General features: G+C 47.5%; 27 protein-coding genes. 6 read left to right on the top strand and 21 right to left on the bottom strand.

Annotation, left to right across the window (positions count from 1 at the left end):
- Positions 1–15 precede the first annotated feature (15 nt).
- The 4 genes from QZZ54_RS03640 to QZZ54_RS03625 all read left to right on the top strand — a co-directional run bounded on the left by QZZ54_RS03640 (position 16) and on the right by QZZ54_RS03625 (position 4693).
- A complete protein-coding gene (locus tag QZZ54_RS03640) occupies positions 16–627 on the top strand; it encodes a riboflavin synthase subunit alpha (protein WP_290698724.1) in 612 nt (203 codons plus the stop codon).
- A 487-nt stretch (positions 628–1114) separates the two neighbouring features.
- The gene (locus tag QZZ54_RS03635) at positions 1115–2977 is read left to right on the top strand and encodes a thiamine pyrophosphate-dependent enzyme (RefSeq protein ID WP_290698721.1); all 1863 of its coding nucleotides are present in this window, start codon (positions 1115–1117) and stop codon (positions 2975–2977) included.
- Complete coding sequence (locus tag QZZ54_RS03630) at positions 2977–3624, top strand: indolepyruvate oxidoreductase subunit beta (protein WP_290698718.1); 648 nt, start codon at positions 2977–2979, stop codon at positions 3622–3624. Before QZZ54_RS03635 ends, QZZ54_RS03630 begins: the two co-directional genes overlap by 1 nt.
- A 145-nt stretch (positions 3625–3769) precedes the next feature.
- Positions 3770–4693, top strand: coding sequence for a DMT family transporter (locus tag QZZ54_RS03625; protein ID WP_290698715.1), 924 nt, complete (start codon positions 3770–3772; stop codon positions 4691–4693).
- A gap of 185 nt (positions 4694–4878) precedes the next feature.
- On the opposite strand, the gene QZZ54_RS03620 is transcribed toward QZZ54_RS03625, so the two are convergent.
- The 13 genes from QZZ54_RS03620 to QZZ54_RS03560 form a co-directional block, all read right to left on the bottom strand.
- Positions 4879–5646: a sulfite exporter TauE/SafE family protein gene (locus tag QZZ54_RS03620; RefSeq protein ID WP_290698712.1), complete on the bottom strand. Its 768-nt coding sequence runs from the start codon at positions 5644–5646 to the stop codon at positions 4879–4881.
- A gap of 60 nt (positions 5647–5706) precedes the next feature.
- Positions 5707–7011 carry a DUF58 domain-containing protein gene (locus QZZ54_RS03615; protein WP_290698709.1) on the bottom strand — a complete coding sequence of 435 codons (1305 nt, stop codon included), beginning with the start codon at positions 7009–7011 and terminating at the stop codon, positions 5707–5709.
- On the bottom strand, positions 7008–7991 hold the full coding sequence (locus QZZ54_RS03610; protein WP_290698706.1) for a MoxR family ATPase: 984 nt from the start codon (positions 7989–7991) through the stop codon (positions 7008–7010). Before QZZ54_RS03610 ends, QZZ54_RS03615 begins: the two co-directional genes overlap by 4 nt.
- Positions 7988–9262 carry a DUF4350 domain-containing protein gene (locus QZZ54_RS03605; protein ID WP_290698703.1) on the bottom strand — a complete coding sequence of 425 codons (1275 nt, stop codon included), beginning with the start codon at positions 9260–9262 and terminating at the stop codon, positions 7988–7990. The genes QZZ54_RS03610 and QZZ54_RS03605 overlap by 4 nt, the downstream gene beginning before the upstream one ends.
- A complete protein-coding gene (locus QZZ54_RS03600; RefSeq protein WP_290698700.1) occupies positions 9249–10793 on the bottom strand; it encodes a hypothetical protein in 1545 nt (514 codons plus the stop codon). The genes QZZ54_RS03605 and QZZ54_RS03600 overlap by 14 nt, the downstream gene beginning before the upstream one ends.
- The gene (locus QZZ54_RS03595) at positions 10780–11766 is read right to left on the bottom strand and encodes a stage II sporulation protein M (RefSeq protein ID WP_290698697.1); all 987 of its coding nucleotides are present in this window, start codon (positions 11764–11766) and stop codon (positions 10780–10782) included. Before QZZ54_RS03595 ends, QZZ54_RS03600 begins: the two co-directional genes overlap by 14 nt.
- Positions 11763–12470 (bottom strand): RDD family protein, encoded by a 708-nt coding sequence (locus QZZ54_RS03590; protein ID WP_290698694.1) that lies wholly within the window; start codon positions 12468–12470, stop codon positions 11763–11765. Before QZZ54_RS03590 ends, QZZ54_RS03595 begins: the two co-directional genes overlap by 4 nt.
- A gap of 11 nt (positions 12471–12481) precedes the next feature.
- Entirely contained in the window at positions 12482–13753 is a 1272-nt protein-coding gene (locus QZZ54_RS03585) for a BPSS1780 family membrane protein (RefSeq protein ID WP_290698691.1), read from the bottom strand.
- Between the two features lie 210 nt (positions 13754–13963).
- Positions 13964–14257: a hypothetical protein gene (locus QZZ54_RS03580; RefSeq protein ID WP_290698687.1), complete on the bottom strand. Its 294-nt coding sequence runs from the start codon at positions 14255–14257 to the stop codon at positions 13964–13966.
- A gap of 167 nt (positions 14258–14424) precedes the next feature.
- Positions 14425–15015, bottom strand: coding sequence for a hypothetical protein (locus QZZ54_RS03575; protein ID WP_290698684.1), 591 nt, complete (start codon positions 15013–15015; stop codon positions 14425–14427).
- A gap of 352 nt (positions 15016–15367) precedes the next feature.
- Complete coding sequence (locus QZZ54_RS03570; protein WP_290698681.1) at positions 15368–15874, bottom strand: gamma-glutamylcyclotransferase family protein; 507 nt, start codon at positions 15872–15874, stop codon at positions 15368–15370.
- Between the two features lie 236 nt (positions 15875–16110).
- The gene (locus QZZ54_RS03565; protein WP_290698679.1) at positions 16111–16695 is read right to left on the bottom strand and encodes a hypothetical protein; all 585 of its coding nucleotides are present in this window, start codon (positions 16693–16695) and stop codon (positions 16111–16113) included.
- Positions 16696–16869: 174 nt separating this feature from the next.
- Positions 16870–18045: an aminotransferase class I/II-fold pyridoxal phosphate-dependent enzyme gene (locus QZZ54_RS03560; RefSeq protein WP_290698676.1), complete on the bottom strand. Its 1176-nt coding sequence runs from the start codon at positions 18043–18045 to the stop codon at positions 16870–16872.
- Positions 18046–18521: 476 nt separating this feature from the next.
- On the opposite strand from QZZ54_RS03560, the gene QZZ54_RS03555 reads away from it, so the two are divergent.
- Positions 18522–19844: a DEAD/DEAH box helicase gene (locus tag QZZ54_RS03555; RefSeq protein WP_290698673.1), complete on the top strand. Its 1323-nt coding sequence runs from the start codon at positions 18522–18524 to the stop codon at positions 19842–19844.
- A 115-nt stretch (positions 19845–19959) separates the two neighbouring features.
- Here the strand turns inward: QZZ54_RS03555 and QZZ54_RS03550 are convergent, their stop codons facing one another.
- From QZZ54_RS03550 to QZZ54_RS03530, 5 genes are all read right to left on the bottom strand, one after another.
- Positions 19960–20844, bottom strand: a complete 885-nt coding sequence (locus QZZ54_RS03550; protein ID WP_290698670.1) for an aminotransferase class IV — start codon at positions 20842–20844, stop codon at positions 19960–19962.
- 33 nt (positions 20845–20877) lie between these two features.
- Complete coding sequence (locus QZZ54_RS03545; protein WP_290698668.1) at positions 20878–21480, bottom strand: flavin reductase family protein; 603 nt, start codon at positions 21478–21480, stop codon at positions 20878–20880.
- A 115-nt stretch (positions 21481–21595) separates the two neighbouring features.
- A complete protein-coding gene (locus QZZ54_RS03540; RefSeq protein WP_290698665.1) occupies positions 21596–21964 on the bottom strand; it encodes a hypothetical protein in 369 nt (122 codons plus the stop codon).
- A gap of 94 nt (positions 21965–22058) precedes the next feature.
- Positions 22059–22448 carry a GFA family protein gene (locus QZZ54_RS03535; RefSeq protein WP_290698663.1) on the bottom strand — a complete coding sequence of 130 codons (390 nt, stop codon included), beginning with the start codon at positions 22446–22448 and terminating at the stop codon, positions 22059–22061.
- A gap of 109 nt (positions 22449–22557) precedes the next feature.
- Positions 22558–22962, bottom strand: a complete 405-nt coding sequence (locus QZZ54_RS03530; protein ID WP_290698660.1) for a VOC family protein — start codon at positions 22960–22962, stop codon at positions 22558–22560.
- Between the two features lie 266 nt (positions 22963–23228).
- Here QZZ54_RS03530 and QZZ54_RS03525 point away from each other — a divergent pair, with 266 nt between their 5' ends.
- Positions 23229–24287 carry an FAD-dependent oxidoreductase gene (locus QZZ54_RS03525; RefSeq protein ID WP_290698657.1) on the top strand — a complete coding sequence of 353 codons (1059 nt, stop codon included), beginning with the start codon at positions 23229–23231 and terminating at the stop codon, positions 24285–24287.
- Positions 24288–24413: 126 nt separating this feature from the next.
- On the opposite strand, the gene QZZ54_RS03520 is transcribed toward QZZ54_RS03525, so the two are convergent.
- The 3 genes from QZZ54_RS03520 to QZZ54_RS03510 form a co-directional block, all read right to left on the bottom strand.
- Entirely contained in the window at positions 24414–24701 is a 288-nt protein-coding gene (locus QZZ54_RS03520; RefSeq protein ID WP_290698654.1) for a DUF1330 domain-containing protein, read from the bottom strand.
- Between the two features lie 36 nt (positions 24702–24737).
- Positions 24738–25265, bottom strand: coding sequence for a GNAT family N-acetyltransferase (locus tag QZZ54_RS03515; protein ID WP_290698651.1), 528 nt, complete (start codon positions 25263–25265; stop codon positions 24738–24740).
- Positions 25266–25373: 108 nt separating this feature from the next.
- Entirely contained in the window at positions 25374–25940 is a 567-nt protein-coding gene (locus QZZ54_RS03510; protein ID WP_290698648.1) for a nucleoside deaminase, read from the bottom strand.
- Between the last annotated feature and the right edge of the window lie 2 nt (positions 25941–25942).

Genomic DNA, 25942 nt, shown 5'->3' with positions numbered 1-25942 from the left:
TTAACAGGAATAATTATGTTCACCGGTATTGTTCAAGGCACTGCAACTGTTGTTACGACAGTTATTAAAAATCAGTTCATGCAGTTAACGCTAGAGCTTCCAAAAAAGCATTGCGACAACCTCCAAACCGGCGCCAGTATCGCGGTTAATGGTACCTGCCTGACAATCACAGCCTTTACCGACAACCGGGTAAAGTTCGATCTGATTATGGAAACCCTGAAAGTGACAAATTTGGGTGTATTAAAATCCGGCGACAAGGTAAATTTTGAACGTGCGGCCCGGATTGGCGATGAGATAGGCGGACACCTTCTTTCCGGACATATTCACGGCCAGGCAGCGATCAGTAAAATTGAGCAACCTCAGGACAACCGTATCATCTGGTTTGAAGCTGAGCCAGAGCTGATGAAATATATTCTGCCTAAAGGCTTTGTCGCTCTGAACGGTTGTAGCCTGACCATCGGCGAAGTAAAAGACACTCTGTTTAATGTTTATCTGATACCGGAAACCTTAACGGTAACCACGTTCGGTGCATCTTCTCCAGGCGACATGATCAATCTGGAAGTTGATAGTCAAACACAGGCTGTCGTAGATACGGTTGAGCGTTATATGCAGCAACGAGAAAGCTGACTCGTTGCTCGTTGCTCGTTGCTCGTTGCTCGTTGCTCGTTGCTCGTTGCTCGTTGCTCGTTGCTCGTTGCTCGTTGCTCGTTGCTCGTTGCTCGTTGCTCATGATTATCAGCCCCTGCCCAACCAACTCAACAAATTCCTTACAAAGCTTTGATCTATCTGGTATTTCTACATTCAATAAAGAAGGCTTTTATCGAGCAACGAGCAAGTCATGCTCTTTGTGACGGTCGAGCTACAAGTCACGGCTGTTAAGGTTCGAACCACGAACAACGGCTCTTATACGTTCGAACCAAGAACAACGGCTTTTTAAGCTACGAACTACTGCCCTCAACAGACTTTCGTCTTTATCGTTAAGGGTTATTCTCAATACTTGACTCAGATCAGTCTGTAGCCCGTCTTATCACTTTAGAATACCTACTTTGTGATTCGTTTTTATATTAAAAATAAATATAAATGTATCGCTTTAAACAAAGTGAGGAGTTTACCCTTGAGCGCAACACAACCGATTCAGCAGGATCAGCGTCAGTTTATTTCCGGTAATGAAGCTGTGGCTCAAGCCGCACGTGATGCCGGATGTTCAGTTGCATCAGCCTATCCCGGTACTCCTTCAACTGAGATTCTCGAGTTTATTGCGGCATACCCCAATATTTATTCCGAATGGTCGATTAACGAAAAGGTATCACTCGAGGTCGCTATCGGCGCATCTCTGGCTGGAAGCCGCTCACTTTGCGCAATGAAGCATGTGGGTGTAAACGTAGCTTCCGATGCGCTGATGACTCAAACACTGATTGGGGCGGTAGGCGGCCTTGTCCTCGTTGTCGCTGACGATGTTGGCCTCTCCTCTTCCCAGAATGAACAGGATTCCCGTTACTGGGGCCGGTTTGCCCATCTCCCAATGCTAGAGCCCTCCGACGCACAGGAAACTTACGAAATGACGCGGCTCGCGTTTGGTCTGTCAGAACAGTATGAAGTCCCCGTTATAGTCCGACTCACTACCCGTATTTGCCATGTTAAAGGCGTGGTGACTTGCAGTCCCGCAGAATCCTATGAGCCTAAAGGATTCACCAAAGACCCTTCTCGCTTTGTCATGGTTCCTGGTAATGCGAAGAAGCGAATTCCGCTCATGATGGCCCGCGATCAAACGCTTAGTCTGGTCAGTGAGGCACACTCTCTTAACTATGTTGAGAGCGGTAGTGACCAAACTGTCGGTTTTGTCACATCAGGCGCTGCTTACTACCATGTAAAAGAGGCTTACCCCGACGCGCCTGTTTTTAAACTCGGTTTCAGTCACCCTGCACCGATTGAAAAAATTCGTGAATTTTCTGCCACCGTTGAGAAACTGGTTGTCGTAGAAGAGGTAGAACCACTGCTTGAGACCGAACTGAGAGCGGCTGGCGTAAAGGTCTACGGTAAGGATATTCTGCCCCGAATAGGTGAACTGGCCCCCCATGTACTGACCCCTTGCATCGACAAGCTACTTGGAAAAACCTGTAAAGGCGAACTAATTCCAGTTGATGAACTGTTTCCCCGTCCGCCAACGTTATGTGTTGCCTGCCCTCACCTGGGCATCTACTACTGCCTGTCACACATAAAAAACACCATCATTGCCGGAGACATCGGCTGCTATACCCTGGGAGCAGGACATCCCTGGAATGCGCTGGATACAACCATCAGTATGGGCGCCTCCCTCAGTGTTGCTATGGGTATCGACAAAGGGCGCAGTGCTGCAGATGAAAACAAGAATGTATTAGCAGTCATTGGCGATTCAACCTTTATGCATATGGGAATGCAGGGGTTGTTGGATATCACCTATAACAAAGGAAACGTCACTGTTCTGTTGCTGGATAACCGAGCAGTAGGTATGACCGGTGGTCAGAATGCCCCTTCTTCAGGCTTGGATCTTCATGGCGAAGCAACCATGCAAGTCGACTTCCGTAAACTCTGTGAAGCGCTGGGCGTTAAACCGGAACGAATTCACGAGGTTAACCCCTACGAGCTGCCAACCCTGTTTAAAGCGCTGCGCAGCGAAACTAAGGTTAATGAACCTTCAGTCATCATAACCAATCAGCCCTGCGTACTGACCGAACGCTACAGTCAACTTCCTCCTCTGAAAGTAGATGATGATAAGTGTACCGGATGCAGTAACTGCCTTGATGTCGGTTGCCCCGCCATTCTGGTTACCCGTAGAGAAACAGTCATCAAACCCAACGGTAAAGAAAAGGAGCTGTCATTTGTAAACATTGACACCGCCGCCTGTACCGGTTGTGATCTATGTACCAACACCTGTGCACCCGATGCGATCGTTCCGGCATTCAATGTCAACAACATCAATGCTGTTGAGGTGAAATAATGACTGTTGAAAATAAGACAGCTGAACTGAATACGGACATCGTCACCAATATTTTGGTAGTGGGTGTCGGCGGACAGGGCGTGATGACGGCCGCCGACGTATTGTCACAGGCGGCTCTGGCACTCGGGTACGACGTTAAGAAAACCGAGGTCGCAGGAATGGCTCAACGGGGTGGCGTGGTAACTTCCCATGTGCGCTTCGGTAAAAAAGTTCTTTCGCCCTCAATCAAACCCGGCGACGCCGATATGATGATCGGTTTTGAACCGGCTGAAGCGCTACGCTGGCACAGTCACCTCAAACCCGGCGCAGTCGTCATGGTAAATGACTATCCGTTGATACCACCTGTGGTTTCAATCGGCCTGTTTGATTACCCCGAAGACCCACTCGGTCAGCTAGCAAACAGTGCCGTTGAATTGCATCGCTTTAACGCTGGAGAAGCGGCAATAGAACTGGGCGACCGACGACTGGTTAACTCTATCATGCTCGGGGCTATCGCCGACCACCTACCTTTCCCTCCGGAAACCCTGGAAGCGGCATTGCTGAACCGTTTTCAACGCAAAGGAGAGTCGCTGGTAGAACTTAATCGCCAAGCGTTTGCGCTAGGGCGTCAGGCATTCAACCAGGTTGATGAATTAGAAACGGTCTGAACTGGCAGACCATCTCTTAATAAACAGCCAGGTCATTTCTGGATAAACAGAAAGGTCGTTTCGGCCTTTTTTCATAGCCCCCATTGCTTAAAAAAAACAGCGATCTACAATAGCCGCTCTTTTCCTGTCTTATGAGGTTCCATTGATGGAAACCCGAAATATCCGTGCAGATCTGACTCTACTCCTGGTCGCTGCAATCTGGGGGTTTGCCTTCGTTGCCCAGCGTCTGGGCATGGACTATCTAGGCCCGTTCGGATTTAACGGTAGCCGTTTCCTGCTAGGTGCTGTTTCACTACTACCACTACTGTTAATATTTCGCCCTAAACCTGGATCTACCGAACCCAGAGCGATGATACGGGGAAGTATAACTGCGGGTATCTTTCTATTTCTAGGGGCCTCTCTACAGCAGGCAGGCTTGCTGTGGACATCTGCCGGCAACGCAGGATTCATCACCGGACTCTACATCATTATAGTGCCGCTAATGGGGCTACTGCTGGGCCATGTGACCCGTCTCAATACCTGGCTCGGTGGCCTGTTTGCAGTAGTAGGATTATATTTTCTAACCGTAAATCAGTCTGCCGGTGAAAGCTTCAGCATTAACACCGGTGACTTGCTGGTATTGGGCAGTGCATTCTTCTGGGCCGCACACGTGATCGTTATCGGCAAGCTGGCCAGTCAGCTGGATAATCTTCGCTTGGCTATTATCCAGTTTTTTATCTGCGCGCTCCTCAGCTTTATCGTCGCTATTATGTTTGAACAAGATACGCTTTCATTAGCCAATATAGCCCTGGCCTGGCAGCCAATTGCCTATGCGGGTCTGCTCTCTGTTGGCGTTGCATATACTCTACAGGTCGTAGCCCAGCGTGATGCACCCGCATCCCATGCAGCGATCATAATGAGTCTGGAAGCGGTATTTGCCGCTATCGGCGGATGGTGGTTGTTGGCCGAAGATTTCAGCGACCGGGCTTTGATAGGCTGCAGCCTAATGCTGGCAGGTATGATTCTGTCTCAGTTGAATCTTTTTCGTGGCAAAAAGTCATCCAAAAAATCGGTTCATACAACTTCCTAGAAATCTGTCGGACTTAACCAGTCGTAGCGAGGGATAGACTGGGCCTATCAGTTTTTACAGCCGATTGAGGCGAATAGTCATTCTATTTAACGAAATGGCCTGTGAAAAATGACTGACTCAGGCTTTTCCGCAGTAGAGTAGAGTTGCGTTAAGCCCGACAGGCTCCTTCCCCCTCAGGCAATACTTCAAATAACCGACAGTAAAATATAACCGCCCAGCAGTAATAGGGCGGTAAAAAACACCTTCCTAAACAGCTGCTCTGATAAGTGGCTTCGAATGCGTTGGCCAATTAACATCCCTGCAATCGCTGGAATTAAGCCCAATGCAGAAACCATCATCTGCTTTTCTGATAGCAGCTCATTGCCACTCAGACTAACACCCAGTGCCAGCGTCGACAGAGTAAATAACATGCCCATTGCCTGAATTAACTGGGTACGATTAAGGCCTATCCCTTGCAGATAGATAACACCCGGCACAACAAAAGAACCCGTCATCCCGGTCAGTATTCCGTTTACAGCGCCACAAAGTGGTCCTGCCCAGCGCTGCTTATTCTCATCAATAATTAGCTTTAGACCGAGCAGACTTACTGCGGCATAACCAATCAAAACGACGCCCAACAGGGAGGATAGTAAAGAGGCGTCGATGAACGAAAGTGACACGCCTCCCAAGGGGATAAGAAGCGTTGCAGGTAAGAGAAATGCCCAACACCGCCGAACAACAATACCGACTGCGCCCCCACTAAAGGCTTGCCAGAGATTGGTACAAAAAGAGGGTATGAGCAAAAGGCCCATCGCCGTTGGCAGATCTAAAACGACCGTAAGAATAGCCAGAGTCACCGTCGGCAACCCCATGCCCGTAATGCCTTTAACCATTCCAGCCAGCATAAAGGTCAGGCTAATAGTTAAGAGCATCAGCGGGTCTATCGATAGCATCAGCGGGTCTGTTAATGGCATCAATCGGTCCTCTTACAGCAACATCTGTCATCGAATGAATATAAAGCCAAAAGCCTTTATTTAAAGACGCCCAGAAGCCTTCACCGTGAAGTATTGATTTACCAGTGCCACCGGCAGCTGTTTTGCCAACAGATCCATTGTCAGAGCCCCCTGATGACGTAACTGTTCATGGTGCTTGCTACGACTTTCCAGGTAATCTTGTACCCCATGAAAGCGCAGGGCTGAATCCAGGTCTGAAACCCGTGCCGCCTGGGCCTTATCCAACGCCTGCTCACGTAGATCGGCCACCACCACCAAGTGACGACGTGAGAGTAACCTCACTGCCGTTGCCAGATCATCACTGTCCTCATCCCGGGTATTAGTAACCAGTACGACCAACGCCCTGCGGCGTTGCAGTGGCATCAACTCACGGGCCGCTTCAAGATAGTCTGCCGCCTCCAAAGTCGGTTCAATATCATAAGTACCCGCGATCATCTGCCTTACTACAGTGCCCCCTTTGACCGGAGGAAACCAGCGCTGTACACCACCGAAGGTTTGAAAACCCACCGAGTCACCCTGCTCTGCTGCCACATAGGCCAGCAATAGCATCGCATTCAACGCCTGATCAAGATGCCCGGTATCGTCTTCCAGATGGCGCATCCGCCGACCACAATCCAACATAAAGAGAATCTGCTGGTCCCGTTCATCCTGATACTCACGGGAAATCAGTTTATGGTAGCGAGAGGTCGCTTTCCAATCGATTTGGCGCAGAGAGTCACCGCCCCGATACTCCCGCAACTGATGAAAGTCACTACCTTCACCCCGGCGCAAACGCTGCTTGATACCCAGTTGACTCAGATGATGATCCGTTGCCAGCAAAGTGTACTGACTGACGGTTCTAAAATTCGGGTAAACCTTCACTGTCTCCGGCAGAGATAGATACTGCTTTCGCTGCCACAGGCCGAACGGCGACACCGTTACCAGATCGACCCCCTTAAACTCACCATCACCACGCTGATTTGGACGCAGTCGATAAGTCACTCGAGCAGTCCGATCAGCCGGAATAGTTAACTGTGCAGGTAATCCTTCAACCGCATAATTCGATGGATGATGATCATGAAGACTGAGCCATTGGGGTCTGCTACCTAAATTAGTAACCTGCAGTTTCACCTCACTCCATACCCCAACAGGAACACTACCTCGTAGCTCCCGTTTAATTTCGGGCACAGGCTCACGCCGTTGCAACAACAGATCAAGTAACAGCGCGCCTATCACTATTGCGGTAATCAGATCACGCAATGGCGTCAGCGAAGGCCAGAACTGAGTCAGTAACGCCAGCAACAGAATCACTGTGGCTAACAACACTGCTCTGCGAGACGGGGTCATACCCGAGGCGCCTCCACATTACTAAGAATATCCTTTAACACATCATCCGGTTGATAACCTTCAATCTCAAGATCTGCACTGAGCTTAATCCGATGACGCAACACCGCCGGAGCCACCGCTTTAATGTCATCCGGGGTAACAAAACGACGACCCGACAAAACCGCATTAGCACGGCCTGCCCGAAGCAGAGAGATACTTCCCCGGGGACCACTGCCAGCGTCAATGCCACTCCAATCACGGGTCGCTCTGACTATGTTTACCGCATAAGCGATAATCTGCTCATCCACTTCCAGTTTAGAGGTATAGCGCTGCAGACTAAGAATCTCTTCAGGTTGCAGCACTTCTTGGACTGCGGAGACATCCAGCTTATCCGCCACCGCATCACAAGTAATCTGCTGCACCATCTGCAACTCTTCATCCATATCCGGATAATCGATAAAAACCTTTAGAAGAAAACGATCCAGCTGAGCCTGCGGCAACGGATAAGTGCCTTCCTGTTCAATAGAATTTTGCGTTGCCAATACCAGAAACGGCAGGTTCAGTTCAAATGACTGCCCCTCAATAGTTACCTGTTGCTCCTGCATCACTTCCAACATTGCCGACTGAGTTTTGGCGGGTGCCCGGTTGATCTCATCGGCCAGCAGGAAGTTACAAAAGACGGGGCCTTTACGTACCCGGAAGGAGTCAGACTTCCGGTCAAACATAATATGGCCACTAATATCACTGGGCATCAGATCAGGGGTAAACTGAACTCGATTAAACACACCGCCCACGGCAGCGGCCAGACTGCGTACCAGCAAGGTTTTACCCAGCCCGGGCACTCCTTCTACCAATACATGACCACCCGCCAGCAAGGCAATAGTGACATCCCGTATCACCTGTCGTTGACCGATGACTGCCCGGCCGATCTCCTGCTCCAGCTGCCCGAGTTTGCGCAGCACCTTCTCTGACAGCTGATCCTGTCCCTGCGAATCGTTCATCTTAATCCCCGCTGTTTTAACCCACTGGCCAGCTGCTGCAGTACCAGTGATGCTTTAATAAAATCCTGATCTTTATCGATCGAATGATAGAGGCTGCGCTCAACTGCCTGCCCAGCCATACCGGTTTTTTCGCCAATCCATTCGGCCCGCTGACTGTTATTCATCGAGTTCAGACCCGGATGGCGTTTACGCCAGGCTTGCTCAAGTGCCTGACGGTTGCTTTCAAACAAGCTGTAACCTTTATCGATGCGCCAGGCATAATGTGCCGACGCATCAATGTGTTCCATTAGGTTACGCCGCTGCTGATTCTGTAAGAAGAGTCGAGGACCGGTATAGAGAAATAATCGCCAGCCCATCAAGATTAATAACAGGGCCAAAGCCGTCACCAGAAACGGCATCCGCTGCCATAGCAACAGCGGTAGCGGTAACATATCAATACTGTATTGCAGCCAGACTTTACGACTATTACCTACGATTCGACTCAGCAGATAAGCATGATCCAGCTTACCAATACGATCGTTGGTAAACAGCTCTAAATCACTTAGCACCACCACAGAACCCAGACCTGAATTAAATTTCAGATAATGATCGCCAAACTCGGAACTTATCCGTTCTGTCGCCCAGTTATCCGTATCTACCAGGTAGCGATCTCTGCGTACAGAAGCCTTAAGCGCGTCAGTTTCACCTACGACGGATAATGAAATTTGCAGATAACCTGATTCTTCCGAGTCATCTGCGGCTGCATTCTCTGATAGACCACCTGACGCTTGACCTTCTACAACCGACTCTTCTAGTGCAGATTCATCTAGCTCTGTCTCATCAACATCAAGCGCGTACATGCGGATTCCCAGATCAGCTAGAAAACGATCCTGACTCTCCAGATTCATATCCGCTTCATCACGGCCATCAGCGTAACTGTAATGCTGAGGCGACACTATCAAGACCCCACCCGCTTCGATCCAGTCATTCAGGGTATAGAGCTGATCATCGGTGAGGTTCGGTTGCATCCGACGAAGCAGCAGTGCATCTCCCGGTGGTGGCAGATCTGAGATAAGATCGCGCGCCTGAAAGCTCTCCGCCTGATAATCCAATGCCTTCAAATAGTGTTCGGCGGCCAGAAAACGGTTGCGCAGAGCTTCCGGGGAGACCTCTACCCGCTGCTCACGAACCTGTCGTTCGTAGTTGTTAAAAAACCATACCGTATACCAGGACACCCCTGCTATCAGTAACGCCGCCAACACCCAGAGTAAGATACGGTTAGCCATCGACATTGCCGTACACCTCCTGCCATCGATCACAAAGCGAAAGCACGGGCTCTGCCTCAGGTGTTATATGCCCATACGCCATCTCTAACCAGTGTCCGGTCAGGGTGTCGAAATAATCAGCCTCTCCCATGCTACGACTGGCCTTAACTAACTCAAGACACTCCCCCTCGGTGGCACTGACCGGTATATCCAACTGCTCCTGCATCACCAGATAAACCAGTGCGCCGCGATAAAGCAAACTCAGCGCTTCACGAAAAGCGCCCTCAGAGGCTAAACGGCGCGCTTCTACAGCCAGATTTTCCGGTAACTGCTCAGGACGTAGATCCAGACCAAAGAGCTCAACCGGTTGTTTACTACCGCCACGTACAGGTCTTCGCTGGAATCGTCTAAACCATTGCGTATTGCCTGCCACCCGATATAACAGATACACCACCAACGCTATTCCGATAATCCAGATCAGTATCTTGCCAATCTCTGCCGTACCCTCAAAGAAACCTCCCAATCGCTTGAATAATCCCTCTAGCAGGTCGATAAACCAGCGGTTATCTGCATCATTTTCAGCCTCAGGTTTACCGATGTACTTCCAATATTGAGTCTGTTCATAGCGACCAAAGGCCTCATCCTCAAGCACCTTTTCGATAATAGGTTTAGCATCGCTGGCACTCACTGGCTGGGCCGCCTCAACGGGCGTACTTGGAAGCATGAAGCCCAACAGACCCACAAGCAGCAAAGCGACACTACCGTTACGGGCGTGACTTCGGGCTCTTTTTCCTGTCCGCTTTGTCCGCTTAGTGCCACCATTCTTAACTCGTTCGCTGGTTCGGCGAAAATTTATCTCTATATCCCAGCCTTCCAGTTCACTACGACGATTCAGATACAAAGCAAATCCGGCAGCCACATAAAAGGGGGCGATCAGTGACATACACAACAGCCCACCGACTAACTGAAGCCACTCACCAATCCGTCCGGGAGCAAAGATAAGATCGTTAAGATTAGTCCAGCGCAGGTCTTCTGGGACCAGCATGAAAACCACCGCCACAAACGCGGTCTCAAGAATAGTTTCAAGATGAATGCCGATGACTGTCAACCAGGTAGCCGCATGCTGATTTTTCCCCAGCGTCCGCAAACGATCCCGTCGAGGTTTGCCCCGCAGCTGTTCAAGAATAGCCACCGGCAAGGTAAATGACCGGGAAGGATTAAATCGGCGAAAAGTCAGATTAAGCAATAACTGAGGTCTGACTACCGTCCACCACTGACGTAGTACCGTTTTAACCGACAGCTGCTCACCAAATACCGCCCGGCTCATCCAAAACATCAACGGTGGTTCATAGAGGGGCTTGAACCACCACACCAGTAATATCAATAACCAAAGTTGGTCGTGCAACAACAGAAACAGCATCACCCCTAGCGGTGCAGCACTGGCCAGCCATAACAACCAGAGGGGCATGAACCAGCGGCGAGCTAGAGCAAAGCCCAGGTCAATTGCTTCCCAGGAGGTTCGCCGTCGGAGATTAATTTCGAGTTTATCGAGTTCCACCTGTCCCCCTGCCAGCAAAGATAAAATAGAGAATCATCAGGGTCCAAAGAACAGCGGCAGCCAGATATTTAATCAGATTAGGCAGATCGCTGGCAGACCAGAACGCCTCAATAAAGGCGGCCGCCAGCAGCATCAGTCCCGCCCCCATCACCAACGGAACGGCTCTACCAGCCTGCAACCGTATTGCATCGAGCCGACCGTAACGGCCCGGAGTGATAACTCCCCGCCCCAACATCAATCCAGAAGCACCACTAATCACAATAGCGGTTAGTTCCAAAGAGGAGTGACCGCAGACAAAAGGCCAGAAGGTATCGTAATAACCAAGGCTGGAGAGATAACCGGCTACGCCACCGATCACAAGACCGTTGTAAAAGAGTGTGAATACAGTCCCGACACCCGCTAAAATGCCCATCGCAAAGGTGCGAAAGCCGATACCAATATTGTTAAAGATATAAAAGCCAAACATAGCAAAATCAGATTCTGCACTACGCTCAATAGTCCGCCCGGGACGGGCATTGTCCGGTTGATACATCTCAGCCATTTTGCTGACTTCCGCATCACTCATCAGGCTGTAAATGAGACTGTTATCAACGAGACATAGCCCCCCCACCAGCAGTGCAGGCAACAGAAACAGCGCTAATGCGGTCCAGAAATAACCAATACTCAGCCGCAGACTGACTGGAAAACCAACCGCAACAAAGGAGATAAATCGCCACAACCAGGCACCACGACGGGTATAGAGCTGTTGATGGCCTCGCAATACCAACCGATGCAACAGCTCTACCAGTTGCGGGCTATAGCGTCTGGCCCGCGCCAATGCGTAATGGTTACATGCTTGGCGATATAGCCCAGGCAAGTCCGCAGGCAGCTCGTTTGATCCACGTCGAAAGCTAAACTTTTCTAATACCGCCAGTTGCTCTTCTAAACTGTCCCAGACAGATTGATAGCGCTGTTCAAACTGATCCTGCCTCATCGATGCCCTCGCGTCAGCCAGGTCGCATAGCCCAATATTTCTCGTACGCCAGCTTCGCCACGCTTTCCAGTAACAGAGTACAACTGGGCAGCTAATTCAATCTGGCGTTCAGCTGATAGCTGAGAACTACGCTCGGCAAAACTAATCAGATCACGCTGCTCATCCACACTAAGATCAACTGGAGGACGCACTCCCTCTACTTCAGGAAGCTTAACCCTTACCAACTCCTTATCCCGGTACACGACTAAGGTTCCGGCAGCCAGATCGCCAAGCCGCTGAAAGTTGCGATTCATCAGCATCGATAGCAACCCGGCGGCATACATAAAAGGAAGAAAATCAGCCGTACGTAATAGGTTACGGATGAATGAGGAGGAGAAGGAAACCGGTGTACCATTATCATGAATAACCACCAGCCCCATCGCTTTCTTTCCCGGAGAAGAGCCGTTATAGAGCTCAAAGAGCACCGGATAAAACCACTCAATCAAGAAGAACATGATCAGCATTACCGCAGTACCCACACCGCCAAAGAAAGAGAACACAGTGGCAATCAGGCCATACAGAATAATCCTGATTAGCATGTCTATGCTCCAGGCACAGGCACGCACAATAGGACCGGCTAACCGGAGCTCAAGACGAATACCTTCAGGGGTTTCGTGAGCCCTGACAGTATCCGTCAACGGGCTCAATTCATTTTCTGCCGACATCAGTTACAGCCTTAGCTGTAAAAAATATCACGGTAAGAAGCGTACATTGAGGCAACAATCATAGGTATCACCACCAACAACCCCAGACCAAATGGAATCGATCCAATAATAAATAGCAGGATCATAATTAGACCATAGAGCAAAAACGGCAGCATATTTTTCAGACAAGCACTGAAGCTCATTTTCATTGCAGTGATTGCTGATATATCGTTAAGCGCTACCAGAATCGGGGCAAACCAATAGGCCATCAAAACGGGGAAAATAAACAGACAGCCAATCAGTATCGGTACTATCATAGCCGAAGCCATATCCGGCCCCATACTATTGAGTCCATCGCCCAACATGAAGGCTGCGCCGCCTGCAAACATGGCGATAACGACAACCACAACGATCATTGATACCAGATAAAGCAAACCGACTAACACCAGCTGCCCAACATTATTACTGAAACCACTGAACAGATGGCCTATACGAAAATCCCCACCCTCTTCCTGCTCTCGACATCCGAGCATAAAACCCGCTGAGATAACGGGAGAAAGCAGCGTAACCGCCAATGAACCGATTAATGGAATAAAGCTCAGTACCGTCGAAATAATCACCCAGACAATCATCGCAACAATCCAGGCCACCGGGTTTTGCTTAAAGTGACCAAAACCTTCTTTCAGCCAGACCCAACCCCGGGATGCCGACACAGAAACCGGCCCGCTCAGATCACCCTCTTCATACTCTGGCGTCAGATCCGCTTCAGGAGCCTGATAAGGGTTATCTGAGGATTCCACAGGGGCACTGTCATCAACGCTCGCTGAAGAGGATGTGTCGGATGATGCTTCTGCGTTGTCACTGGATGTAGGAGCGGTAAATGCATGCCCGCTTTCCTGTATTGCCAGGTACTTAGAAATGATGATTTTACAATCCAGGCAACGATCATCAACGACCTGTTTAGAACCACATTTAGGACAGGCGGATACAGCAGCATCAGCGGAGTCTTCAGCATCGGAAGCGGGAGACTCACCTTCCATCTCAAAAGCAAACGAAGGTTTAACCACCGGCTGGAGTGCAACCAGCTCTACCTCTAACCCCATAGCGATCAGGATCGTTTTATACTTTTCAGCTTTAGTCTTTTCCAGATCACTCTTAATCAGGGTTTCTTTTCCTGAGGTGACCAATGCGCGTGCTTTCGCTTCACTGCATTTAAACTTCTCAGAAAATGCGGCAATGATACTTTCAAGCTCACGATCGTCTGCAAGCTTACCTGTGAAAACAACTTTATATTGATCCGACATTTGCAAAAGTCCCTGTTGCGCCCGGTTAGATAGGAAAGCTCATTCTAACGCTAACAGAATAATTAACAAGGACTCTACACAAGCAGACAAAAGCATGAAGAACTCATGAAATCAGAGAGTTACTGACTATAACCCTCAGATTCAACGCTGAAGAAGAGTTGATACAGATCACCAAAACAGGGACAAAAGAAACAATTAGTCTGCCACATATTAATCAGGCAAATTGATAGTGAAAGATTTCCCGCCATAGCCATGAACCAGATCATGTGCACGCACAGTCACCGACTCAACTCCAGACTCTATTCGCACGCCTGAAAGGCTGCGGGTAAAGGGTTGCTCTCCTACATGGGGATGATGCAATACCCGGGTACTGAGCACTTTCCCCTGAGAATCAAGAACCTCCCACTTATTGGCGTAATGATCCCAACCACTGTCTTCATGTAAAACAGTGACACGAAATCTGTAGAGGTCATTACCGCTTTTACTGACTGACACATCCACCACATCAGCCTCTCCTGCATAAGAACATAAAGAAAAGGAAAATGCAGAGAGTGTGAGCAGGGATAACAAAACGGAGGACAAAAAATTATTTTTCATAAGACTGAATATAGCGCATATACTTTGAAAATGATTTAAAAACGGATGCAGTAGAGACAAACATACGACCTTTATCAGGCCAATATAATCCGACGTCGATAGGCAACCAGTATCAACAAGACGGTGCAGGCTGCAGCGATTGACAGGGGAAATAGAACAGTGGTGACTGAGTAGGCTTCTAACGCCATAATAGCGAAGATATTTCGTAACATGAACGATAGAAAAAACAGCTGACTTTCCTGATGAGGAAAGGCATGAGCCTTACGAATTGTCGGGCCAAAGCCTAACAGATCGATAACCGTCAAAAGCACTACTGTCCATAGTGGGTCCGAGGTTAAATACCAAAACGGCAACGATGCCAGTGCGACTGAAAAGAACAGCCAATCGGTCCGGGTAATACTAATGTCAGCCCGTTTATAGAATGCCAGAACGGCGACGCCCACGGTTATAGCGCCAGAAATACCAATAGGCCAGGCACCGATACCGCCGTTAGCTTCAAGCTGAGCAAAAAATACGATGACGGTTGTGATTCCCCAGATAAACCATGAAAAAACATGGGGACGCGTCTTTCCTCTGATTATCGAACGTATATAAGGAACAAAAGCAACGAATGTCAGACCGATTGCCAGCCCGCTAAACATCAGCTTAAAACTCGTATCGATCATAAAGCTGACTTCCCCATATTATTCCTTATCACTCAAGCATCTTTGATAACTTAAGGCATTAGGTCAATGCCCATTAACGACAACATAGCCGGCGATATTGACGAACCGACCCTCAAGATCATCGGGCAAGAGATGAGTAACTATCGCTTTCGCTTATCATTACAGCAGATACAAGATACTTAGTGCGTATTCTCGACCCATAACAGGCTAATTGCTTTATAGCAGGGCCGTCCTTAAAACGACATCACTCAAATCCCTGACCTGCTTTTTAAGCATCCTTTACAGCGGATATAAAGCAACCAGAGACAAGCTATTCAGATACCAACTAACTAATGTTAAAGACTTGAGTCACTCAGCCTATATTTGTCTGGTGAATCATGCGCTCTCGTGCATCCCTTGCCGTATCAGGGTCATCCACAGACTTTACTGATTCGATGCTGCGTAAGTAGTCAGGGGATAGCCTCGCCTCTCTGGCACCGATAACAACATGATTCAGATACCAGCCATAGGGCATAAGAGCATCATCAATCTGCAGCGCGTAATAGGTGATCGCCTCAACGCTATCACCACTTTCACTCAGTAGTTGAACAACTTTTTCACCGTAACCGACACCCAGCCCTTCTGCTCGATCCAGTTCCGGCTTCTCAACCGAATCAATTTCAAACAGCACACCGTAGACCCTATCCTCTTCACCCGTATAAAAGACGTCACACTTTGCAGAATTATCCTGACCAGACTTATGGAACCGAAGTGAATGCCCATCGAGAAAATAGATACCTGAGACACGGGCGCCCGGGACTCTTTTCCTCAACCGGGTGACAGACATGTTTGAGCCGTAAGCGAAGTAGTTAATCAACATAATTAATCTCTTAAACCTCCTTCAGAAAGCCAATATCCTCATGGGAAAGTGACCTTACAGAAACATTGAAAATCAGTATAGAGGATACGAAAAGTAAACATAAACCTATGAACTGGCCAAGACCAGATGAACAAGCTTTGAGCTTTCAAAGAAGTTAAAGCGGCCAAACTAGTAGCTAAATTATTGGGGCTTAGCTTGCGACGGAGAGCAAAGCCAGCTTTATCTGTTCCGTTGAATTAGTTGTTATGTTTTTGCCATTGAGCATAGCTAGCTAACGCATCAATACTTGACGAAGATGGTTTCGATGTAAAGAAAACATCACCCTTTTCAAATGCCGCTTTCATCTCATTATTATCCATAGAGGAAAGTACATTTTCATATTCTTTCATGAACCAATCAGGTACTTCTTGAGAGTTAATTACAATCTGATATTTGTTTAATGCAAGACCACCACTTCCAGCTAGCGAAGCACCGCTCTCTTCAATCTTTTGCTTCAAACCCTCTTGGAAAGCTTTACCCGCAGCGATGACAGCCTCATCAGAAACCTCAAGCCCTTTAGTCGACCAAGCCTGGACGGCGTTGCTACCCAGTGCCATTAAACCGAGCTTGTACATACCGTTTTCACCCGTGAAATCGACTAACTCACCGCCTTTTAACTCTGCCAACATTTTTGATTTTGCGGCTTCACTGATCTGTACGCTGTCAGCGTTATCCTTCTTAACCGGTAAATCATTGCCACCTGCGACGGCAATACTTGTACCAGCATCTGCCTGCTGGCTCTGACTTACTGCGAACGATTGCCCGTAACTATGTATCATCATATACACTCCCCCCTATGCTCATCTAAGGTCAGCAATATACATGCCATAGGGAGTGCCAAAACCTAGTACATATAAGGGGTCACATAACGGAGGCAGAGTAGAATGGCGCTAAGGAAAACCTGTCTTCAGCACCTCAGCTTTAGCAGGCTCAGTTACAAGAATTTTTTAAGCGACTCACGCAACCTCTAAAGCTTCCAAGAAATCATCCCGAATAATATCAAAAGACTCTATCCCAACAGAGACTCTGATCAAGTTGTCTTCTATGCCCAATTTCAAACGTTCGCTGCTATCTAGTTCACGATGGGAAGAGACGGCAGGTACGATCAACATTGTTGCGACATCGCCAAGCGATGGTCCATAAGGGATGTTTTCGGCGGCTCTTAAGAAAGTGTTTAAGTTTTCATACCCTCCCTTCAGCACAAAACTCACCATGGTGCCAAAGCCACCATTGAGCAGCTCTTTTGCTATCGCATGATCAGGGTGTGTTGAAAGCCCAGGATAGTGAACTCTAGACACCTTTGGGTGTTCGGATAGAAGACGTGACAGTTTGCTAGCATTGTCTTGTGCTTGTTTCAGGCGTAAATCAAAGGTGTGTAACCCTCTTTCTGCCAACCAACAGTTGTGTGGGCTGGCGTTTAAACCCAATGTTGAAACCGTTTCGTCTAGCTTGTTTAAGAGCGTTTTGTCATTTGCACCGATATACCCAAGATTCAGGTCACTATGTCCCGAGAGCATTTTAGTAACCGAATGTATGACCATGTCTGCGCCATGATCAAGTGGGTTAAATCCGGTGGGCGTTGTAAATGTATTATCAATCACCAGCAATGCACCGACATCCTTGGCGGCCTTCGCCAACGCCGGGAAATCAGTCACTCTTAACATTGGGTTTGATACAATTTCAGCTAAAATAATTTTGGTACCGGGGTGTATCGCATCGGCAAAAGTACCTGAATCTGAAGCATCGAAGAAGGTAGTTTCGAACCCCAGATGCGGCAGTACCTGAGATGTCATTTTCAAAGATTGACCATACAACTGCGTTGCAGCCGCGATGCTGTCACCCGCCTCTAATAAACCCAGAAAAACGGCAGAAATGGCTGACATACCAGAAGCTGTCATCACCCCTCCTTGAGCATTTTCCATCCATGATATTTTGTCAGCCATCACCGCAGAGTTGGGGTTACCATAGCGGGCGTAAGTAAACCCCTTAGCCTTTTTCTCATACACAGCTTTTAATTGATCGACATCTGAATAGTGATAAACCACTGATGAATACAGTGGTGTAGTGAGTGGACTACCAATATTTTCAGGTTCGTTGCTTCGCCTGACTACCGAACGACGTTTATTGCTCATATGCAGATTCGCTCACCAATAATATTTCTCTAGTCATACTTAGATCGAGATTATTAATCTTGAATTAGAAGCTGCCTAATTCATTCTGGATTACGTCTTATCTCTCAAGTTTTCTAGCCTAACGCCTCCATGATGCTAGCAAACTGGTGACCGCCCTAATTGACGTGTTGTTCAGTGGGTTTATCCCGATTCCACAACAGCCATTTTAAGCATGAATACTTGATGGCGCACAGATCGATACCTCTACTCTAGTCTAAATATACGAAACAAGTATTAGAAGATTGCCATGCCTGAACTAAGGAAGCGATTGATCTCTCACGAAACAATGCCCCGCTAGTATATATATCTAAAATAACGGCCTATGAGCAAGCCACCTTATCGCCCTCCCACAATTAGCAATAATCAACGTACCGCAACCCAAACCCTTACTGCTATAATGCGTCCTACCCCCCTTATGACGACCTACCCGAGCCTCTATGCCATTTTCAAACCTTGGATTATGTAATCCGATTCTACAAGCTATCGAAGAATTGGGTTATACATCGCCTACCCCTATCCAGAAGCAAGCTATCCCCATCATTCTTTCGGGTAAAGACCTTATTGCCACCGCTCAAACCGGTACCGGCAAAACCGGTGCGTTTGTTCTGCCGATATTAGAGAGATTTAACCAAGAACGTACCTTACGTGGTAAACGTATACGCGCGCTTATTCTGACCCCTACACGGGAATTAGCCGTTCAGGTTGCTGCTAATGTTGCTGAATACAGTAAACATCTAAACCTAACCTCTATGGCTGTTTATGGCGGTGTTGATTCCGAGCCACAAAAAGAGCGTTTAATCGAAGGCGTTGATATTTTAGTGGCGACACCGGGCCGGTTGATTGACCTGGCTCATCAGCGTGCCCTGCATTTTGATGAACTTGAAGTACTGGTATTAGATGAAGCCGACCGAATGGTAGATATGGGTTTTGTGGGTGATATCAATAAGATCGTTGATCGCTTACCCGAAACTCGCCAGAACCTGCTGTTTTCGGCCACGATGTCCGACGACGTTCGCGATATCGCCGATAACTTTGCAGATAGCAAAGTAAGTAACCCAGCCGTTGAGATATCCGTTTCACCTAAAACCAAAGCGGCATCCACTATCAATCAGTGGTTAGTCACAGTCGATAAAGACACTAAATCTGCATTGCTGAGTCATCTGATTAATGAGCAACAATGGGATCAGGCGCTAATTTTTATCGAGAAAAAACACGCTGCCGCCAAACTGGTCGTCCAGCTTGCTAAGCGCGGTATTGTAGCGGAAGCCATTCACGGTGATAGAAGCCAGGTCATGCGTGAAAAGATTCTGGCCGATTTCAAATCGGGCAAGCTAAAGTATTTAGTCGCCACGGGGGTTGCTGCGCGGGGTTTAGATATTGGTGAACTAAGTCGCGTTGTGAATTACGACATGCCTTTCAAGCCAGAAGATTACATCCACCGCATCGGCCGAACCGGTCGTGCTGGCGCCACCGGTGAAGCGATATCCTTTGTCGCCATGGGCGATTTCAAAAACCTATGCGCCATTGAAAGCCGCCTAGATCAGATAATCGACCGTAAAGAGATTGAAGGCTTCCCGGTTCGAAAAGAGGTTCCGATCTCTGTTTTGAACTTTGTCCGCACCAGCAAGCCACCCATGCCTAAGGCTCGATCAAAAACAGCCTCGTCAAATACCCGAGGCAAAGCCCCCAACAAGACCTCTGCGAAGAGACCTTCAGTCGATAAAGATGAGAACAGACCGAACAAACATATTTGGGGCTAAGGGAGAGTGAGGGAGCACATTGCTCCCTTGATGGAACACGCTTCGATAATCGGCGAGAAAAAACGGCCAACGTGATGACCCTGTTCACCGGTTGTGACTTTAGAGCGTAACGCTGCTAGTAGTGTATTTCACGCGCGTAGTGCGGATCACTATGCAACGCCCAATATCTATCTTGCAACTCCTGAGTAATCGGCCCCAGGCTTCCGGTGCCAACTGTCTGACAGTCAATTCTTGTGATCGCCATTATGCCTCCCGCAGTACTTGTAGCAAACAATTCGTCAGCTGAGCGGGCCGCCTCTGGGGTGAGTTCGCCCTGTATGACTTCGTAGCCAAGCTCATTGGCAATGTCTATTGCGGTCTTGCGAGTAATCCCTTCAAGAACGCCCTCTCCCGGCGTGGTGAGAACTCTATTTTTTACAGCAAATATATTAAACCCGGGGCCTTCGGCAATATTCCCTTTTGCATTCACAACCACAGCGGTTTCACCGCCTTGGTCGTAAGCTTCAAACTGCCCCATTACCAGATCAAGCCAATGGTAATTTTTCACAGTCGGATTAACTGACTCTGGAGGTATCCGTTGCCTTTGGCTCACGATGAGATCTAACCCTTTACCAGGAGGGGTAATCCAAACGAAAGGGACCGCAAAAGCAAAAAAGTGATTTCTACAGGTTCTCGGATCTCGCGAGCCAGGTTCTGGGAGCCCTCTGGTTGTGATCATTTCAACATAGGCGTCCTGCAATCCACTCTTACTGACACAATCGCTTAAGATGCCAGACAGCTCTTCACGGGTGTACGGAATAGACATGCGAAGCGCCTTCATACCGGAAAAGAAACGATCGAGGTGATCATCGAGCCGAAAGAACTTCCCATCGCGGACATGGACCACGTCATATGTCGCATCTGAGTGAAGAAACCCCCAATCAAGCAGCGAGATCTTCGCCTCAGATATCGGCACATACTCTTCATCAATAAACGCAGATCCCTTAGAAAAATCCGGCATGATATTTCTCGATAGTTATTGTGATGGATTCAGCTAAGGGCGCTTAAGCTCTACGCATTCAGAGATTAGGCTATAGTGATCTCCACCCATCTTCCCTACTGAATCAATTAGTTGCTGATTTATTATTCCATTTTCGTACAAGTCATCCTGGACATAAATGGACTTCACATCTAAAAGAACAACGGTGCCGCCCATCGGTAAATCACTAATAGAAATAACTTCTCTTAACGTGCACTCGTAACGAATGGGAGAGTCTTTAACCGAGCGAGGCTGAACTTTATCGCTAGCACAATGGCTGACGTCAGCGAAATCAAATTCGCTTTCATCCATGTTAAGCGTGGTGCTGGTAAGGCTCATTTTTTCTAATAAAGCAGCATTGACTATGTTAACAACGCACTCACCCGTTTCAATGAGGTTTCGTAGTGTATCTTTTTGTACCCCAGTTCGCGGATTTACCTGGGTGTAAAGCAGCACAGGAGGGTTGCAGCTGGCAACGGTAAAAAATGAATACGGCGCTAAATTATCAATATTATCGCTTGAGCGTGTACTCACCCATGCAATAGGTCTGGGAGTAACTCCGCCATTCAGGAGGCGATATTTTTCTTGGTTCTCTAAGTCTGAAACATCAAAAATCATTTGTTTTCCATTTTAGTAATACTGAACGTTGCCGGTATAAACTCCACGCCTTCTTTTACAGCTAAGATCGCCAAAAGCGGCCCAGTGGAACCTAGCCAAGGGTAAAAGCCCCACTTTATTCTTTGTTGAGTATTCGGTTGTTATATTCCGGGTCAAATGCGGTAACTTTCAGCGCAATTTTGAGTATCTTAGCAGTGCCTTCAATATCGTTTTCATCAATATAAACAGTACTTCCGTCAACTAATTGAACCTGCAGTTTCCGATATGGTTTTTCTTTAAGCCATTCAAGGAATACCGACACGAGATTCGCAATCAGAATTTCACTGCTATCAGTACTGACAACTTCAACAGTCTCGTCCATAGCCACCACAAACTGTCGTGTTGCCGGCACCTTTCGGTATTCTATATGTCTCTTTTCAAACAAAGCAATCAGCGTATTTTCAGGGTCAAAAAGGGTTAACTCAAATAGCGTATTTTTATTCATGGATATGACTCGGTAACAATATGATTTAAACATAACCTGTAGAGGCACAAGGCGCGAGCGGTTCAGTTACTCGCACAACTCACTTTGATGAGTTTCACTCAAACTCTTGGTATTCCGGCAAGTCATTTATGATTGAATACCAACTGGCCTTTTGGGATACCCATATATGATTCGCTTCCCTGCTCATAGGGTCGGTATCCAGAGAACCCAAACGCAATATCAGATGTTCGGTACCTTCTCGCTTGGCATAAACCTGAGTACCACAGCAAGAACAAAAGTGACGCACTTTACCAGGAGACGACTCATATGAACTTAGTGACGCCTGACCGGACAAATTGAAGTCACAGTCTTTAACCGCTGCCACACTTGAAAACGCCGCCCCATGTGCTTTTCGACAGGTTTTACAATGGCAATGAACAATATCGCCAACCTCCCCTGTGATCTCATATTTAACCTTACCGCATAGACAACTACCGGAAATCATATACACCTCGACTGGGGTAACTCACACTCATAACAATCAATAACAAGCCGGGCCGCAACCAGCTTGCTTGCAGAGGCTCAGGCCCGAAGAACCTAAGTTGAATGATTTGTTATACCTCTACATAGCAGACTGCCTGTAATTTATTGCCGTCTGGGTCTCTCACATAGGCTGCGTAATAGTTTTCAGCATAATTGTCTCTGATGCCAGGCGCACCTTCATCGATACCTGAATTTGCCATAGCGGCTGCATAGAATGCATCTACTTCAGTGCAAGACTCCGCCAGGAATGCGACATGTGTTCCGTTACCCCAGGTTGCAGGGCGGCCATCATACGGTTGATAAAGATAGATGTAAGGCATTTCACCATCCTTCGCATACGTTGGTGGTTTACCTTCGGGCTTACAAACACGAGAAAAGCCTAGCGTAGCCAATACAGCATCATAGAACAGTGCGGCTTTACTCACATCGTTTGTTCCTAGCGTAATGTGACTAAGTGCGGGGGAATGACTTGCCATAGATCACCTCTGATTTTTGGATGCATAACGCCACCTTATGCGGCAAATTGTAGCGGGCTAAAATAATGAGTGAAGCGAACACAGACTACTGTAATTTATCCGTTTCAAAATCTTGTTATATGTCATCTTCAAAGTGAACTAAAGAGCGTAAAAAAACAATCGATAAAAAAATCCCTCAAGGTACCTATAGTTGCACAATACAAGACCCTAGGCGTCCGAAGCATTTAACGTACAATACCTGAACGAATTATTTATGAAGTGTAATTATGAGTTTTGTAGAGCATTTGATTATCGGTGGCGGTATTAGCGGGTGTGTTATGGCCCGTCAGCTAGCTAAGCACCAGTTGAACTTTAAGTTGGTTGAAGCTCAAGCCACTTTAGGTGGTCGCATTCAAAGCACTGAACAGGGCTTAGATTTAGGCCCGACTTGGTTTTGGCCTCACCAGCACAGTGTCGAATCACTATTGGCAGAATTGCATATCGGTTTTTTTGAGCAATATACCCAAGGAGATTATGTCTACCAAACAGAACCCAATAGCCCTATAACACGAGGTCGAGATCAACAAGGCATGCTGTCTTACCGAGTCAATGGTGGCATGGGCACTGTGATTACCGCATTAAGCAATACCATTCCTGATGAGAATATTTTATTAAACTCTCCTGTTAATCAAATTTCTAAACGAGATAATATTTGGCGGGTGACACTTATCAACGGCGGTGAATTATCTTGCGATCATTTATGGCTAGCCATGCCACCTCGTAAGATAGCGCCTTTATTTCTAGCAGCTGACAACCGTGTATTAAGCGAAGCCCTAGTGGCACACTTGCAAGCGCAGCAGACCTGGATGTCGGCACAAGCTAAATTTGTGGCGGTGTATGCAAAAGCCTTTTGGCGTGACGCGGGTTTATCGGGCCAGGGCTTTAGCCGAGTTGGCCCTATGGTTGAAATCAACGATGCCTGTGGTGCCGATAGTAATGCGCCAGCGGCGTTGTTTGGATTTGTGGGTATACCTGCAGTCAATAGACAACCTTTAGATGAACAGCAGGTTATTAATGCCTGTGTGACTCAGTTAGGCAAGTTGTTTGGCGACGCCGCGCTGTCACCCATCAGCACCCATTATGTTGATTGGGCAAGCAACTCACTAATAGCCAGTGCCGCCGATATATCTGAACCCTCACAGCATGCGCATTTCAATGAAGCTAAGTATAAAGCTGAGTTAAAGAAATTGAATTTGGGGTTGATTGGCGCAGAGTTTTCACAAACCGAACCGGGCTATATAGCCGGGGCTATTGATCATGTAAACAAGCAAGTGTCAGAGTTGTGATGTCTTGTTTTAGGCATAATGCCTACTTAAGCAGAAAAATATAGTTGGCTAAAATATTGAACGGAGTGAAAACAGCCAACTGTATTTTTTCCGTTTGAAGTTCTTGTTATAGGTTAATATCTTTCCCTATGATTGATAGCTAATTAAGTCAACATTTGCCGCTTGTTCACGGATTGGAATTAATGCTTGATAGGCATCAGAATTAAACCAATTATTTAATGCTTCAATACTTGGAAAGCGTATCACTACAGTATCGGAATGCTGATATTTACCACCAGGTACTTCTAGTTGTTTTCCACGAAAGACTAGCTCTCCTTTCCATGGACTTAACGTTACAGGAACTTTGCAACAATATTCAGACCACTTCTCTTGATCTATAACCGTAATATTTCCTATCACATATGCAGCGTTCATCTTAACTCCTAATCGGTTTGACCTATAACGCCGCGTTCAGCGGCTTGTCCCCTGCAATGTATTGTTATGCAAAGTATCCCACTGATCACGGGGCATTCGATACACTCTGACTTCCCGCTCATGAAACTTCTTACTCTGGAAGCTACTAAATCCCGCTTTCTTCGCGACCCGCAAGGATGCAATATGCTCAGGCTCTATTATCACTACTACCGACTTGAACGCCCGCTTATTAAATGCATAGGCCAAGACTGCACGTACCGACTCAGTCGCTAGGCCAAGCCCCCAATAACGTCTAGCAAGGCGATACCCTAGATTCATTTCTTCAGTTCCCCCGACAGATTCAGGACCAACACCACAGAAGCCAATAAGTTCTTTCGACTCTTTATCGATAAGTGCCAAAGGGCCAATGCTATGGGATTCGTAGCACGACAAGCACCATTTAATGAAAGTAGAAGTAGCCGCCTCATCACAAGCACCCCGGACGGAATATTTCATGACTTCAGCGTCGCTCAGAATCGCGGTCAAAGCCGGCGTATCATCCAATGACAGCGGTCGGATTAACATCCTTTCAGTTTCGCAATTGAGCACTATTGTCTCCAAGTGTATAACGCCTGAATATGGAGTTTCGTACCAGCGGCGCGTAACCTCATGCATTCATTTGTTATGTCTTCTTTACAAAGCTCTTAGGCCTTGCCAATCTTCCAAGTCCAGTTCAGGTTTTTCGGAGCGATATCGAGCATAAAGTTCAATACCCCACTTATCCTCCAAAATATCAACTTGAACCCCTTTTTCCTGCAAAAGCACTTCGTTGCCGGAGGCATTAGCTACGTCCCCTACAACCACGCGATTAAATCCTCTCATATAAATTAATGTTGCGCAGATATCGCACGGACTCAGGCTGGTAAAAAGAGTTGTTTGGCTAAAGTCTTTTCGACCAGCATCCCGAATAGCGGAAGTTTCACCATGATTATATGGATGATTTTCCTGAACTAGCGTGTTGTGTCCCTTACCTAATATCTGCCTTGTCGAGTTATCAATTATAACTGCGCCAATTGGACAGCCTCCCTCATCATAGCTTTTTTCCGCGAGAAACACGGCGACACGCATAAAGTCATCATCCGTGAGCCCTCGTACAAAGTTATTATCTATTAGAATAGGCAAGCTTTTGGTCGGCATGTGAGCTATCGCTCTTAATGCCTCTTCACTTTTGTCTGTCTGTTTATCTAAGAGAGCTTTCATAT

The sequence above is a fragment of the Amphritea sp. genome, from assembly GCF_016744155.1.
GTDB lineage: Bacteria > Pseudomonadota > Gammaproteobacteria > Pseudomonadales > Balneatricaceae > Amphritea.
The sequence above is the reverse complement of the archived record's forward strand: the minus strand, read 5'-3'. Positions and strand labels throughout refer to the sequence as shown.